Genomic DNA, 14,951 nt, shown 5'->3' with positions numbered 1-14,951 from the left:
TGGTGCGAAGGGGCTAGTATAAATCACCTTTCTACTTTCTTCACTCCACCGTGTTTAAAATTGCACTTCATGTTTGAATCCAGGAAATAACCTTAAAAAACAAATTATTATTTGTTTTATTTTTGATTAAACACATTAAGCTCATCTAATGTATTGATATTACTAAAACAAACTGCTTTATCACTAAAATCAACCGATTTAGCACTAATTTGTTCTAAAAACAGCATCAATTTACGTCCGCCTTGTTCCAAATAAGCTTGTAACTGTAAAATAATCATTTTATGAATAAGCAAGATAGTTGGATGGTGGTGTTGTCCATCATGTGGATAAATAGCATTATTATTTGCCGTATAAACCGCTAAACGGTCAATTAAGTCGTCGGGCAAAAAAGGGGTGTCACAACTGACAAACAAGTTCCAGTCGGTTTGGCTGCGTAATAAGCCACTGTAAACCCCTGATAACGGCCCACAAAATCCCGCTAGATCATCACTAAACACGGGGTACCCTGCTTTTTGATATTGTTGAATATGGCGATTACAATTAATCATAATGGCGTTAACGTGCGGTTTTATGCGGTCAATGACATGTTGATAGAGTGGTTTTTGATGTAATAATAACAGTCCTTTGTCGTTGCCATTCATGCGGGTACTTTTACCACCGGCTAGAATGATTGCAGTAATAGAGGGTTTTTCCATAAATTATTTCTCTTTTACGTTGCGAAAAAACAAAATAACATTACTATATAGCAAAGTTATTGCAAGTCGTAGCATATCATTTTTTTATGATTGCTTATTTATCATTATCTTCTACAGGTTTGAAGATCTACTAAAGGTAACAATTATGAAATGTCATCGTATTGATGAAGTAATGGAATTATTACAATCTGCTTGGGAAGGTGATTCTGACCTTAACTTATTACAATTTTTAGCTAAATTGTCTCAAGAAGCGGGGTTTGAAGGTGAGTTAAAAGACTTGAGTGACGATATTTTAATTTATCATTTAAAAATGCGTGGCTCTGATAAGAATGAAGTAATTCCAGGGCTAAAAAAAGATTATGAAGAAGATTTTAAATCTGCATTATTAAAAGCGCGCGGAATTATAAAAGAATAAGGAGAACTATTAATATGAAAAAAACACTTATTGCAATGAGCGTCTTACTTTCTTCTGTAAGTTGTTTTGCAGATGAAGGAAATACAACAACCAAAGCTGAAGCATCACAAGCGGTTACTGCAAATACTCAAGCGCCGATTGAATTAGATAAACAATATATCGTGTTGCCAACTAATCCATCACCCGATAAAGAAGTTATTGAGTTCTTTTCATTTAATTGTCCTAGCTGTTTTAAATTTGAAGTTCAAAATCAAGGTCCGCAAACGATTAGTAAGGCTTTACCAGAAGGCGTTAAGTTTAAACGCTACCATTTAGAGAACTTTGGACCATTAGCGAAAGATCTTGCGCAAGCATGGGCGGTGGCTAATGTGCTTGGTATTCAAGATAAGGCGTCTGATGCGCTTTATACTGCCATTCAAAAAGATAAAACCATAAAAACAGCTGATGATATTAAAGCTGTTTTTGAAAAATTAGGGGTTAGTGGTGACGTTTTTGATAAAACAAAAGATGGTTTTTTAGTTAAAGCATTTATGGTACAGCAAGCTGATGCGATTAAAGAGATGAAACCAGAATCTATCCCTACTGTTGTTGTGAATCGTAAGTTTTATATTGTGCCAAATGCGCTTGATATGACTAGTGATAATACTTTTGTTAATGATTATGCACGAGTGACTGCATTTGTAGCAGGTTTAGATCCTAACGCAAAAATGGTTAAAAAGGCAGATTCTGATAAAAAATAGTACCAGTAGCAATAATTAGCCTAAGTTAGTTATTTGGTTTTAATGTTTAAATCCCTTTGCTCAATATTATGATGCAAAGGGATTTTTTTATGTTTAGGATTTTGGTGGTTATTCTCGTTCTAATGCATAAATTGGGTCGAGTTTGGCTGCTCGTCTAGCAGGGAAATAGCCAAAAATGATACCAATTATGCTTGAGAAGCTAAATGCTGCAATAATTGATATTGCTGAAAAACTCATTGCAAATGATGTGACAACGGTATTAAAAATAAATCCGATGGCAAATGAAAGTAGAATGCCTATTGTGCCACCGATTAAACACACTAATATGGCTTCAATCAAAAATTGTTGTAATATGTCACTTGAACGTGCGCCAACAGCCATGCGTACACCAATTTCGCGCGTTCTTTCGGTGACTGATACTAGCATAATGTTCATTACACCAATCCCTCCAACAATAAGCGAAATTAGCGCAATAGCTGAAACCAATAGTGTCATGACCCAAGCTGATGAGTTGATTGTTTCTCGTATGTTGTCTGAGTTAAAGATGAAGAAGTCTTTTGTACCATGACGTTTAAGCATAATTTGATTAATCGCTTGCTCGGCAATGGTTAAATCAACATTATCTTTTACTCGTACTGTGATGCTTTTTAATGAAGTCTGCCCAACCATGCGGTTAGTCACGGTGGTATAAGGTAGCCAAATATTTAGGCTTTCATTACTGCCAAATCCCTGTTGTTGTTTTGTTGCAACACCAATAATCCTTACTGGCAGTTGTCCAACCATTAAAATTTTTCCAATAGGGTTTTGATTTGCAAATAGTCGTTTCACTGTGTTTTCGTCGATAACAGCATCTTGAGCTGAGGTGATAACACTTGTTTCGTCAAACGATTTGCCTTGCGAAATGTTGTAACCCCGAACAGCAAAAAACTGTTCCCCAACCCCATTGACTGTGCCCGTTACCGCTAGGTTGCCAATGCGAAAATAAACACTAGTGGCAAGATTCGGTGTTGTACTGTGTACAAAACTTTGTTGAGCAAGAAAGTCGGCATCTGATGAGCGTAGTGTGGTGATTTTGTCTGCGTTGCGGTCGCCAAAGCCTGAACCTGCATAGATTTCTAGTGTGCTGGTTCCTAATGAGTTGATGTTAGATAGAATTTTTTGCTTGGTGCCTTGCCCTAATGCAACAACTGACACGACCGATGCAATACCAATAATAATTCCTAACATTGTTAAGATGGTTCGTAATCGTTGTGAAAGCATTGATAACATTGCCATTTTAAACGCATCACGAAAACGGTAGTATTTTGCTAAGAAGTTATCTTGAGTTTTTGTTGTTTTGATTTGTTTTGCTTGGCGATTAGCATCTTGCTCAGATGGGTAATTAGGATTAATTGAATCAGAGATGATTTTTCCATCACTAATTTCAACAATTCGCTCAGCACTTTTGGCAATATTTGAATCGTGAGTGACGATAATAATTGTGTGGCCTTGCTGATGTAATTCTCGCAATATTGCCATTACTTCTAAACCACTTTTGTGGTCAAGTGCGCCAGTGGGTTCATCAGCTAAGATGATTTGCCCGCCATTAATTAAAGCTCGGCCAATACTGACACGTTGTTGTTGTCCTCCTGATAACTGGTTAGGTTTATTATGAATTTTATCGAAAAGCCCTAAACGTGTTAGTATTTCGCTTGCTTTTTTTTGCCGTTGTTCACTTGTAACACCAGCATAAATAGCAGGAATTTCGACATTTCCTTGTGCTGTTAGTGCGTTTAATAGATGATAACGTTGAAAAATGAAGCCAAAATGTTCACGTCGTAATTCGGCTTGCTCATCGGGTGACAATTCGCTGGTTGTGCGTCCGTTAATTGCGTAAGTTCCTGAGGTTGGTTTATCTAAGCAACCTAAGATGTTCATCAAAGTGGATTTCCCTGATCCCGATGTCCCAATAATCGCGACCATTTCGCCTGCATTAATTGTCAGGTTGATGTTTTTAAGAACTTGTATGGTTGAGTCTCCTGCAGGGAACTCACGAACAATGTTATCAAGTTTGATAAGGGGGATATTATTTGTCATATTAGAATCGAACCCTTGGTGCTCTTGCGTTATTACCGACTAAAGCACCATTAGCGCTGCTAACTACAATCGTATCACCTTCTTTAACTCCTGATTTTACTTCAACATTGACATTATTATCGATGCCTAGAGTGACTTCGCGCTCTTCAATTTCTTTAGATTGATTTAATAGATAAACAATAGCTTTATTATTGCCTAATTTTTTTTGAATAGCTTGAGAAGGAATGGTTAGTACATCTTTTGCTTCAGATAAAACGATATAAACTTGTGCCGTCATTGAAATTCTTAACACATGATCAGGATTGTCTACATCAAATAATCCATTGTAATAAATTGCACTTTTGGTTGTTGATGATGAACTTGATATTGCGTTTGTTTCTGTGTTAATTGATTCGGGTGCGGGTTCTATTGCTCGTAGCGTTAACCCATCAAAACGCCTATTAGGCTGGCCTAAAATAGTAAAATAAACGGGCATGCCTTTTTTAACGTCAACAACATCGGCTTCCGAAATTTGTGCTTCAATGGTCATTTTGTCGAGCTGGGCGACTTTGACAATCGTTGGTGCGCTTTGAACAGAGTTTACCGTTTGTCCTTGATTTACTGGGATAGCAACAATGACGCCATCAATCGGTGAACGAATTTTGGTATACCCTAAGTTAACTTTTGCCGTATCTACAGCAACTTGTGCTTTTACAATATCGGCATCAATTGCGGCTATATCGGCCTTAATTGCATCAAATTCTGCTTTTGCTGCATCTAAGTCGGATTGAGCACCAACCCCTTTATTGACGAGTTTTCGTTGACGTTCATAAGTTAATTGGTAGTTAACCAATCTTGCCTTTTTGGCCTCACGTTGTGCTTCTAAACTATTGAGTGAAGCTTCTGATTGTTTTAAATCATTGCTTTGTTTTAGATCATCAATCTCGGCAATCATATCACCTTGTTTTACTTCGTCACCCAATTCAACATACAGTTTTTTAATCTGACCAGAAACCTGTGCACCAACACTAACTTGTTTAAAGGCACTAATTGTGCCATCAGCAAGAACTGTTTTTTCAACATTACTTTTCGTTACAGGCGCTGTAATATAATTTATTGTGGGGGTTGAATTAGATGTGATTAAGTATGCAATATAAATAATTGCAAAAATGATGGTGACTATAAATAGATATTTTATTTTTATCAATTTTAACAATGTTTTCATCCTTTTATGTTCTTATTGTTATTTTAACATTCTATCGTAACAAACTAAATGTTATTGATAATTATTCTTAATAAAATGTAATGATTATGAAAATTTAACTCACATACGTTATCACTTTTATGCTAAAAAAAAGGTTGCCAAAAACTTTTTACAAATAATTGTGTTGCTCAACAAGCAATACGCCGATCCTTATTCGGATTTATTGTTGATTGCGCTATAATGTCATAAATTTTTTGTAGTTGATAAAGATAATAAGGCAATGGCGTTAAAAATAACCAATAAATGTATTAATTGTGATATGTGTGAACCAGAATGCCCAAATGAGGCTATTTCAATGGGGTTTGATACATACGAAATTGATCCCAATAAATGTACCGAATGTGTGGGTTATTATGATCATTCGACTTGTCAGCGTGTTTGTCCAATTCAAAATGCGATTATTGCTGATCCTGAACATATAGAAACGCCAGATCAGCTACTGGCAAAATTTGAATTACTTAAACGTTCTTTTTAGCTTAGTTTGATTTAACGTCAATACGTAATTCTTTTGGAATTTCAAAGGTAATGTTTTCTAAAATCCCATCCGTTTCGATTAACGAGGTGCAACCCAAATTTTTTAAGTGTTCGATCACGTCTTGCACTAAAATATCCGGAGCAGAAGCCCCTGCTGTGACGCCTATTGTTCTAGCGTTAGTTAACCAATTATGATCAATGTCTGAAGCAAAATCAATCAAGTAAGCCTGTTTGCTGTTGCGTCTTGCGAGTTCAGCTAATCGATTTGAATTTGATGAGTTTTTAGATCCTACCACTAATACAACATCGGCTTGCGCTGATAATTGTTTTACCGCTTGTTGACGATTCGTTGTAGCATAGCAGATGTCGTTTTTACGAGGGCTACGTATATTGGGAAAGCGTTCTTTTAAAGCAGCAATAATTTCGGCTGTATCATCAACTGATAACGTGGTTTGAGTGGTAAAACAGAGGTGATTTTCGTTTTTTATTTGTAGTTTTTTTACATCGTCAATAGATTCAATTAAATAGATACCACCTTCAGGGTTGTTATATTGCCCCATCGTGCCATCGACTTCGATATGGCCTGCATGACCAATTAAGATGACTTCTTCACCACGATAACTTGAACGAGCAACTTCCATATGGACCTTAGTAACTAATGGACAAGTGGCATCAAACACACGCAGTTGGCGTTGTTTTGCTTCTTCTCGAACTGCTTTTGATACTCCGTGGGCGGAAAAGATTAAAATAGTATTGTCTGGGACTTCTTTTATATCTTCAATAAAAATGGCCCCAAGTTGTTTTAATCGATTGACGACGTAGCGATTATGAACAACTTCATGGCGTACATAAACGGGTGCACCAAAAAGTTCTAGTGCACGTTCAACAATGGTAATAGCACGATCAACACCTGCGCAAAAACCACGCGGATTGGCCAAAATAATTTGCATGCTATGCCGCCGCCTTTTTGGATTTTTTATAGCTACAGAGAATAAATAATCCAATACCTACACAAATAGCACAGTCAGCGATATTAAAGGTTGGATAGTGCCAATCACCAAAATTAACATCAAGGAAGTCAATAACAAATCCATGGTAAAGGCGGTCAAATAAATTACCCAATGCCCCACCTAGAATGAGTGATAAAGAAAAATTCTCTAATTTTTGTTGGCGAGTATTTCGGTATAACATATGCAAAATTACTGCGCTGATAATCAAGGCAAGAATGGCAAGCATTGTACGTTGGCCTTCAAAGATGCTAAAAGCTGCGCCAATATTACGCACATAAGTAATTGAGAAGAAAGGTAAAAGGTTTACTGATTCAAATAGAAAGAAGTTATTTATGATCCAAAATTTACTTGCAATATCTATAACAAAAACAACCATTGCGAATGGTAACCAGTAAAGTCCATGATCTTTTTTCATATAAGTTCGTGCTCATTATTATATTTCCGCCGACAAATTGCCGGCGGAAAGTGGGAATATTTTTTATAGCGCTAAATTTTAGCGCTATTATCTGTTTGATTTTTATTATGCAAAATGTCTAACTTCGCCATTGCCGTGAATGTTTTGTTCACAACGTTTACATAAATGCGTTGTTGGTTCATTGTCTGTTGTATAGTGCCAGCAACGAGGACATTTATCACCTTGCGCTTTTGCTAGCTCAATTTTAAGACCTTGAATATCACTTTGTACGGCATTTTCTGGCGCGGTTTGTAACGGTTTTACACTCGCTTGTGAGGTGAGTAAAACAAAACGTAATTCGTTTTCTAATTTAGTTAATGCGGTAGTAATCGCTTCATCAGCATAAAGCGTAACAGCTGCTTCAAGCGCACCACCGATCACTTTATCATTACGCCCTTGTTCTAGGACTTTATTTACTTCACTTCGAATCGCCAAAATTTGTGACCAATATTCGCTATTTAATGCTTCGCTATCTGACAATGTAAATAGTGAGCCATACCATTCGTCTTCAAACACAAATTCTGATTTTTGTGAATTAGGTAGATATTGCCAAATTTCATGGGCAGTAAATGATAAAATAGGTGCAATCCAACGAACTAATGCCTGTGCAATATGGTATAACGCTGTTTGACAACTGTGACGTGCGATACTATCGCTTTTTGCTGTGTATTGGCGATCTTTAATGATATCTAAATAGAACGATCCCATTTCGATTGAGCAAAATTGCATAATACGTTGTACGACTTTATGGAAATCATAATTTTCATAAGCTTGAACGATTTGCTCTTGTGCTTCTTTTGCCATACTAACCGCCCAGCGATCAAGGACAACCATATCTTCTGGTTTTACCATATCTTTAACAGGATCAAAGCCATTTAAATTTGCTAGCAAAAAGCGTGCAGTATTACGAATACGACGATAACTATCGGCTGAACGTTTGATGATTTCATCAGAATAGTTCATTTCGCCAGAATAGTCTGTTGAGGCAATCCATAAACGTAAAATATCAGCACCAAGTTTATTCATTACATCTTGTGGAGTAACGATATTTCCCAGCGATTTTGACATCTTACGCCCTTGTCCATCGACAACAAAACCGTGAGTTAATACTTGTTTGTAAGGTGCTTTGTTATCAATTGCTGTTGATAACATTAATGAAGACATAAACCAACCGCGGTGTTGATCTGATCCTTCTAAGTACATGTCAGCTTCGTGTCCTTCAAATTCAGGTCGAACACGAACCACTGATGAAAATGTCGATCCCGAATCAAACCAAACATCTAGCGTGTCAGGCACTTTGCGATAATTTTCAGCATCAGAACCAAGCAGATCTTTTATATCGGCATCCCACCATGCTTGAATACCTTTTTGCTCCACTAATTTAGCAACTTTTTCAACTAGTTCTAGCGTATTTGGGTGTAGTTCTTCGGTCTCTTTATGGACAAATAGCGTCATCGGAACGCCCCATGTGCGTTGTCGAGAAATACACCAATCAGGGCGATTTGCTACCATGGTTTCAATTCGAGCTTGTCCCCAATCAGGGATCCATCGAACTTGTTTAATCTCTTTTAATGATTGCGTCCTTAAACCTTGTTTATCCATGCTGATAAACCATTGTGGTGTTGCACGATAAATCACGGGTGTTTTATGTCGCCAACAACATGGATAACTGTGTTCGATATTTTCAAAGTGTAGTAATGCGTTATGTTCTTTTAGTATTTCAACTACCACTTTATTGGCTTTGAATACAAATAGACCATCTAACCCTGCGCCAGTTCCCGGCAAGTAGCAACCATTACCACCAACTGGATTTGCGACTTCTAACCCATATTTTTGACCTACCATAAAGTCTTCCGTACCATGACCCGGTGCGGTGTGCACTGCACCAGTACCCGCATCAATTGTGACGTGATCGCCAAGTACAATAGGTTCATCAAAATCAAGGAATGGGTGTTTGAAGCGTAATAATTCAAGCGCATCACCTTGGCAACTGCCTAAGATTTTCCAATCACTGATATTTGCACGTTTCATTACCGCTTCAACTAAATCAGCAGCTAAAATTAAGCACTCTTTATCATTGATTTGAACTAATTGATATTCAAAATCAGCATTTAAAGCAATCCCTCGGCTAGCAGGTAATGTCCAAGGGGTTGTTGTCCAAATAACGGCATAAATAGTTAAGTTTGTTGTGATACCAAATTTGCTAGCTACGGCTTGATTGTCAACCGCTTTAAATTTCACATCAATGGCTGGCGATGATTTGTCATAGTATTCCACTTCGGCTTCGGCCAATGATGACATACAATCGGTACACCAATAGACAGGTTTAGCACCTTTCACTAAGTGGCCATTTTTAATCACTTTACCTAAAGCGCGAATAATATTGGCTTCGGTATCATAATTCATTGTAAGGTAAGGGTTTTGCCAATCACCAAGCACACCCATGCGAATAAAATCAGCTTTTTGTAGTTCAACTTGTGAAGCTGCATAATCGCGGCAGATTTGACGAAACTCAGCAGGTGTTACTTTTACGCCTGGTTTACCAACTTGCTCTTCTACTTTTTGCTCAATAGGTAAACCATGACAATCCCATCCTGGAATATACGGGGAATCATAACCACTTAAGCTTTTTGATTTGATAATAATATCTTTGATTATTTTATTAACTGCATGACCTATATGAAGTTTGCCGTTTGCATAAGGAGGACCATCATGCAAAATAAAGGCTTTTTTGCCTTTTTTCACTTGTCGGATCTTTTGATAAAGCGCTTTATCGTACCAGTGTTGCAACATAGCCGGTTCACGTTTAGCAAGGTCACCTCGCATCGGGAATCCAGTTTCCGGTAAATTCAATGTGTTTTTATAGTCTGTCATGCTGATTTATTCCAGTTAATTTTGTTGATACTACTTTTTAATTAGTTAATTGTGCACTGATCTTTTTCGCAGTGCAAACATCTCGTGCAATTTGTTGCTTTAAATCGGCTAATGAATTAAATTTTTTTTCGTCGCGTAATTTTTGCGCGAATTTTACGTCTAAATATTGTCCATAAATATCGCCCGAAAAGTCAAATAGATTCACTTCTAAAATGGCTGTTTTTCCATGAATAGTTGGTCTTATGCCAATGTTAGCAATGCCGTGATAATGTTGATTATTACAGATATTTTTAACTTTAACAAAATAGACACCTTGTAATGCCGGTTTTTTGCGATGTAAGTGGATGTTAGCGGTTGGAAATCCCAATTGCCTTGCTAAAGCATTACCATGTACTACTCGGCCTTGAATTGTATAATTTCGTCCTAAAAGACAATGTGCTAATTCAAAGTCGTTATTTAATAGTGCTTGGCGTACGGCTGTGCTACTAATTCGTAAGTTATTCCAAACAAATGTCGGCATGCTTTCAACGGCAAATCCGTTATTATGCGCATATCGCTGTAGCAGATTAATATCTCCTTGCCGTTTAAATCCAAATCGAAAATCATCGCCAATAACAATATATTTAGCTTGCAGTTTGTTAATTAACCAATCTTGGATAAAACTGTCAGCAGGCATATTGGCAAAAGTTTGGGTAAACGGAATTACAATAATGTAGTCGATACCTAATTTTTCAATAAAAATGACTTTTTCTTGAAATGACGTTAGTCGTGATGGTGCATTATCAGGGGTAAAAAACTCTAATGGTTGCGGTTCAAATAGCATTACTACCGTTGGTAAATTTAGATTTTTACCTTGTTTAATTAGATGGTTGATCAGTTGTTGGTGCCCTAAATGCACACCATCAAAATTCCCCAATGTTAAAACACATTGAGAAAACTGATTTTTAAAATTTGCTATACCGCGGATAATCTTCATGAAAACAATGTTATTTATACTAAATAGCCAAGAATTATACCAATCTTTCTTGAAGATGCACGCAATATAAAACAGCTTTTTTGCGCTAAATATTTTGTTTTCGTGATAGCTAAAACCAAAGTGGTAGAACTGTGCTTGCCGTGCGGCTAATATCAAATATCAAATAACTAATAATGGTTTAAAGCACGTAAAAACTCTTGTCTTGTGCTAGGGTTGGTTTTAAATCCACCGCCCAAGGCTGTTGTTGTTGTCATGCTACTTGAGTCTTTAATACCTCTTGCTTTTACGCAATAGTGGGTTGCGTCAATTGAAACGGCAACATTAACCGTTCCGAGTAAAGTTTGTAGGGCAACTAAAATTTGCTGAGTTAACCTTTCTTGTACTTGTGGTCGTTGTGAAAAGAACTCAACAATACGATTGATTTTAGATAATCCTATCACTTTATCTTTCGGAATATAAGAAACCGTTGCTTTGCCATCGATAGTGACAAAATGATGCTCACAAACACTGGTTAAAGTAATGTCTCGAACGGTTATCATTTCGTCTACTTGCATTTTGTTTTCGATTAACGTGATTTTGGGGAAATTTTCATAATAAAGACCAGAAAAGATCTCATCGACATACATTTTTGATACTCGGTGCGGGGTCTCAGCCAAGCTGTCATCAGTCAAATCAAGTTCCATGAGCTTCATAATTTCACGAAAATGAGCTTCAATTTTGCTTTTACGCTCGTGATTATCCATTGCTAAACGACAGGATGGGGTTTCAAGGTTTTTAGCAGCGAGTGCTTCTTTAACTTTTTGCGCGGCAAGACTTAATTCGCTCATTATTAAATACTCAGACGAAAATTGATGAAATATTATATAACAGTTGTAAAGCAATATACAGTTTTTTACTGTTCGTCTTATATTGAAACATATCGTAACTTGAAACTTCTTTACACTATATTATTAGTGATGATAAGAATATTATGGCTAATTAGGTTATACTGTACGTCATCGTGTTGAATAATGATTGAGTAACTATGATGTCAAACAAAACGCCGATTATCTTAATTGATGGATCATCTTATCTTTACCGTGCTTTTTTTGCTTGTCCGCCGTTAACTAATGCCAAAGGTGAACCAACAGGGGCTATTTTTGGTGTGACTAATATGATTCGCAGTTTAATTAATCAATACAATCCTTCACATGTTGCTGTGGTTTTTGATGCCAAAGGTGGATCTTTTCGTAACGAGATTTATCCAGAATACAAAGCAACGCGAGAGGCAATGCCTGAAAACCTTCGCCCACAAATTGAACCCATTCATGCTATTTTAAAAGCTATGGGCTTACCGCTACTTTGCATTGAAGGCGTTGAGGCTGATGATGTAATTGGGACATTAGCTAGACAAGCAGAAAAGGAAAACCTTGATGTATTAATTAGCACTGGTGATAAAGATATGGCGCAATTGGTGAGCGATAAAATTACACTAATTAATACTATGAATAATACGGTACTTGATCCTCAAGGGGTCATAAATAAATTTGGTGTGCCACCTGAAAAGATTATTGATTATTTGGCTTTAAGAGGCGATTCATCCGATAACATACCAGGCGTGCCTGGTATTGGTGAAAAAACCGCTCAGAGCTTATTAGCTGAGTTTGATAACATAAAAGATATTTATAATCGTTTAGATGATATTGAAAAATTATCAATCCGAGGTGCAAAATCATTAAAACAAAAATTAATTGATAATCAAAAAGAAGCTGAACTTTCTTATTTACTGGCGACAATTAAAACCGATGTTAAATTAGATTTTACTAATGAACAACTAATGGTGAGTGATATTGACTTCAATGCACTTGCTGAATTATTTGATAATTACGGATTTCATCGTTGGCAAAAAGAGCTAGTAACTGGCAAATTTTTAAAACAGTTATCGCCGGTTGAGATTAAAGATGATATGTCTTTTGTTGCTCAAGATGATAAAACATTACTAGAAAATAAAGAAATAGATTATCAATGCATTTTAACTCATGAACAACTAGAACATTGGGTTGATAATTTAAAAAATAGTCAACAATTTGCTTTTGATACCGAAACAAACAGCGTTGATCATGTGCATGCCAAATTGGTGGGGATTTCATTCAGTATTAAACCTCATCAAGCTGCTTATATACCGCTTTCTCACCACTACTTAGGGGTTCCTAAACAATTATCGATTGATGAGGTTTTAACAAAACTAAAACCTGTGCTTGAAGACCCTGCAATAAAAAAAATAGCCCAAAACGCCAAATTTGATTACAGTGTGTTTGCCAATTATGGTATAACCGTGCAAGGTATTGCGTTTGATACGATGCTAGAATCGTATGTATTAAATAGCACAGAACGTCACGATATGGATAGTATGGCTAAACGTTATTTAAATCATAAAACGATTACTTATGATGAGCTGACTAAAATTGATAAAAAGCAGTTTTCTATCGATGAAATTGAGGTAGAAAAAACCACACAATATGCAGCTGAAGATGCTGATATTACTTTTCAATTGCATAATAAATTATGGTCAACACTTGAAAAAAATGAAAAATTAACCAAACTATTTTCTGATATAGAAATGCCATTAGCAATTGTGCTTGCTGAAATGGAAAGGACAGGCGTGCTTGTTGATGCTAAATTACTTAATGAATATTCTCAAGAAATTAGACAACAATTACAAGAAACTGAAGCACAATTGCAATTATTTGCTGGCGAAAAATTTAATCCTGCATCACCCAAGCAGATTCAAGCGATTTTATTTGATAAACATCAATTACCTGTTTTAAAAAAGACGCCTAAAGGTGATCCTTCAACGAGTGAAGAAGTGTTAAGCGAGCTGGCTAATGAGTATGTATTACCAAAAATGATTTTGTTTCATCGTGGATTGGCAAAACTTAAAAATACCTATACCGATAAATTACCGTTAATGATTAGTTCAAAAGATGGGCGAATTCACACTAATTATAACCAGATTGGTACTATAACTGGTCGGTTGTCATCAAATGATCCTAATTTGCAAAATATTCCAGTTCGTAACGTAGAAGGGCGCCGAATTCGCCAAGCTTTTATTGCGCCAAAAAGCTATAAGATTATTTCGGCCGACTATTCACAAATTGAATTGCGTATTATGGCGCATTTATCACAAGATAAAAGTTTACTTAACGCTTTTGCTAACGATAAAGATATTCACCGTGTAACCGCTAGCGAAATTTTAGATAAATCTGAATCTGAAGTTACTTCAGAAGAGCGAAGACGAGCTAAAGCCGTCAATTTTGGTTTGATTTATGGAATGAGCGCTTTTGGTTTATCTAAACAAATTAATGTATCTCGTAAAGAAGCTCAGTTTTATATTGACCGTTATTTTGAACGTTATCCCGGTGTTCAACAATATATGGAAGAGACTCGTCAGCTGGCTGCTGAGCAAGGTTATGTTGAAACCTTATCTGGGCGTCGTTTATATTTATCAAAAATCACCTCAACCAATGGTCTTGAGCGTCGAGGTGCTGAGCGAGCAGCAATTAATGCACCAATGCAAGGTACGGCCGCTGATATTATTAAAACAGCGATGATTAAAGTAAACCAATGGATAAAAAGCTTACCTGTTGGTCATATTAGAATGGTTATGCAAGTTCACGATGAACTAGTCTTTGAAGTAAAAGAAGAACTTATTGAGCAGTATTGCACTGAAATTAAATCAATCATGGAAAATTGTTATCAACTATCTGTACCATTAAAAGTGGATGTCGGGGTGGGTAATAATTGGGATGAAGCCCATTAATCATACTAAATCAGTACTAAATAAATCAGCCTTAAATAATAACTCAAGGCTGATTTTCTATTTAAATACATACTTTTCTGAATTTTTTTACAAATTATATATTAACTTTCTAACATGAATCGAACTATTGCCGAAACCTTTAGGCATGTTAGAATAAGCAACTAAAATGAATGAATATCAAAATGTTATTCTGTT

General features: G+C 36.3%; 12 protein-coding genes. 4 read left to right on the top strand and 8 right to left on the bottom strand.

Annotated features, from left to right (window positions below; translation table 11 throughout):
• Positions 1-116: 116 nt before the first annotated feature.
• The gene (mobA, locus tag GQ589_RS06605; protein WP_160425250.1) at positions 117-695 is read right to left on the bottom strand and encodes a molybdenum cofactor guanylyltransferase MobA; all 579 of its coding nucleotides are present in this window, start codon (positions 693-695) and stop codon (positions 117-119) included.
• Between the two features lie 145 nt (positions 696-840).
• Here mobA and GQ589_RS06600 point away from each other — a divergent pair, with 145 nt between their 5' ends.
• Positions 841-1,110: a YihD family protein gene (locus GQ589_RS06600; RefSeq protein WP_160401166.1), complete on the top strand. Its 270-nt coding sequence runs from the start codon at positions 841-843 to the stop codon at positions 1,108-1,110.
• Between the two features lie 14 nt (positions 1,111-1,124).
• Positions 1,125-1,850, top strand: a complete 726-nt coding sequence (locus GQ589_RS06595; RefSeq protein WP_160425248.1) for a DsbA family protein — start codon at positions 1,125-1,127, stop codon at positions 1,848-1,850.
• Positions 1,851-1,958: 108 nt separating this feature from the next.
• On the opposite strand, the gene GQ589_RS06590 is transcribed toward GQ589_RS06595, so the two are convergent.
• Positions 1,959-3,926 (bottom strand): MacB family efflux pump subunit, encoded by a 1,968-nt coding sequence (locus GQ589_RS06590; protein ID WP_160425246.1) that lies wholly within the window; start codon positions 3,924-3,926, stop codon positions 1,959-1,961.
• 1 nt (position 3,927) lies between these two features.
• Entirely contained in the window at positions 3,928-5,130 is a 1,203-nt protein-coding gene (locus GQ589_RS06585) for an efflux RND transporter periplasmic adaptor subunit (protein WP_160401163.1), read from the bottom strand.
• Between the two features lie 259 nt (positions 5,131-5,389).
• Here GQ589_RS06585 and GQ589_RS06580 point away from each other — a divergent pair, with 259 nt between their 5' ends.
• Positions 5,390-5,644 carry a YfhL family 4Fe-4S dicluster ferredoxin gene (locus GQ589_RS06580; protein WP_160412580.1) on the top strand — a complete coding sequence of 85 codons (255 nt, stop codon included), beginning with the start codon at positions 5,390-5,392 and terminating at the stop codon, positions 5,642-5,644.
• 1 nt (position 5,645) lies between these two features.
• Here GQ589_RS06580 and ispH read toward each other — a convergent pair whose 3' ends face one another.
• From ispH to folE, 5 genes are all read right to left on the bottom strand, one after another.
• Complete coding sequence (gene ispH / locus GQ589_RS06575) at positions 5,646-6,593, bottom strand: 4-hydroxy-3-methylbut-2-enyl diphosphate reductase (protein WP_160401161.1); 948 nt, start codon at positions 6,591-6,593, stop codon at positions 5,646-5,648.
• A 1-nt stretch (position 6,594) separates the two neighbouring features.
• On the bottom strand, positions 6,595-7,068 hold the full coding sequence (gene lspA, locus GQ589_RS06570; RefSeq protein WP_160425244.1) for a signal peptidase II: 474 nt from the start codon (positions 7,066-7,068) through the stop codon (positions 6,595-6,597).
• 105 nt (positions 7,069-7,173) lie between these two features.
• The gene (ileS, locus tag GQ589_RS06565) at positions 7,174-9,981 is read right to left on the bottom strand and encodes an isoleucine--tRNA ligase (RefSeq protein ID WP_160425242.1); all 2,808 of its coding nucleotides are present in this window, start codon (positions 9,979-9,981) and stop codon (positions 7,174-7,176) included.
• 37 nt (positions 9,982-10,018) lie between these two features.
• Entirely contained in the window at positions 10,019-10,957 is a 939-nt protein-coding gene (gene ribF / locus GQ589_RS06560; RefSeq protein ID WP_160425240.1) for a bifunctional riboflavin kinase/FAD synthetase, read from the bottom strand.
• 167 nt (positions 10,958-11,124) lie between these two features.
• Positions 11,125-11,784, bottom strand: a complete 660-nt coding sequence (folE, locus tag GQ589_RS06555; protein WP_160412588.1) for a GTP cyclohydrolase I FolE — start codon at positions 11,782-11,784, stop codon at positions 11,125-11,127.
• Positions 11,785-11,981: 197 nt separating this feature from the next.
• Here folE and polA point away from each other — a divergent pair, with 197 nt between their 5' ends.
• A complete protein-coding gene (gene polA, locus GQ589_RS06550; protein ID WP_202115038.1) occupies positions 11,982-14,756 on the top strand; it encodes a DNA polymerase I in 2,775 nt (924 codons plus the stop codon).
• The last annotated feature ends 195 nt before the right edge of the window (positions 14,757-14,951 follow it).

The organism is Gilliamella sp. Pas-s27 (genome assembly GCF_009795865.1).
Classification (GTDB): domain Bacteria; phylum Pseudomonadota; class Gammaproteobacteria; order Enterobacterales; family Orbaceae; genus Gilliamella.
The sequence above is the reverse complement of the archived record's forward strand: the minus strand, read 5'-3'. Positions and strand labels throughout refer to the sequence as shown.

Coding starts and splice junctions, on each gene's coding strand:
- mobA (WP_160425250.1), bottom strand. CDS start 695: ATGGAAAAACCCTCTATTACTGCAATCATTCTAGCCGGTGGTAAAAGT.
- GQ589_RS06600 (WP_160401166.1), top strand. CDS start 841: ATGAAATGTCATCGTATTGATGAAGTAATGGAATTATTACAATCTGCT.
- GQ589_RS06595 (WP_160425248.1), top strand. CDS start 1,125: ATGAAAAAAACACTTATTGCAATGAGCGTCTTACTTTCTTCTGTAAGT.
- GQ589_RS06590 (WP_160425246.1), bottom strand. CDS start 3,926: ATGACAAATAATATCCCCCTTATCAAACTTGATAACATTGTTCGTGAG.
- GQ589_RS06585 (WP_160401163.1), bottom strand. CDS start 5,130: ATGAAAACATTGTTAAAATTGATAAAAATAAAATATCTATTTATAGTC.
- GQ589_RS06580 (WP_160412580.1), top strand. CDS start 5,390: ATGGCGTTAAAAATAACCAATAAATGTATTAATTGTGATATGTGTGAA.
- ispH (WP_160401161.1), bottom strand. CDS start 6,593: ATGCAAATTATTTTGGCCAATCCGCGTGGTTTTTGCGCAGGTGTTGAT.
- lspA (WP_160425244.1), bottom strand. CDS start 7,068: ATGAAAAAAGATCATGGACTTTACTGGTTACCATTCGCAATGGTTGTT.
- ileS (WP_160425242.1), bottom strand. CDS start 9,981: ATGACAGACTATAAAAACACATTGAATTTACCGGAAACTGGATTCCCG.
- ribF (WP_160425240.1), bottom strand. CDS start 10,957: ATGAAGATTATCCGCGGTATAGCAAATTTTAAAAATCAGTTTTCTCAA.
- folE (WP_160412588.1), bottom strand. CDS start 11,784: ATGAGCGAATTAAGTCTTGCCGCGCAAAAAGTTAAAGAAGCACTCGCT.
- polA (WP_202115038.1), top strand. CDS start 11,982: ATGATGTCAAACAAAACGCCGATTATCTTAATTGATGGATCATCTTAT.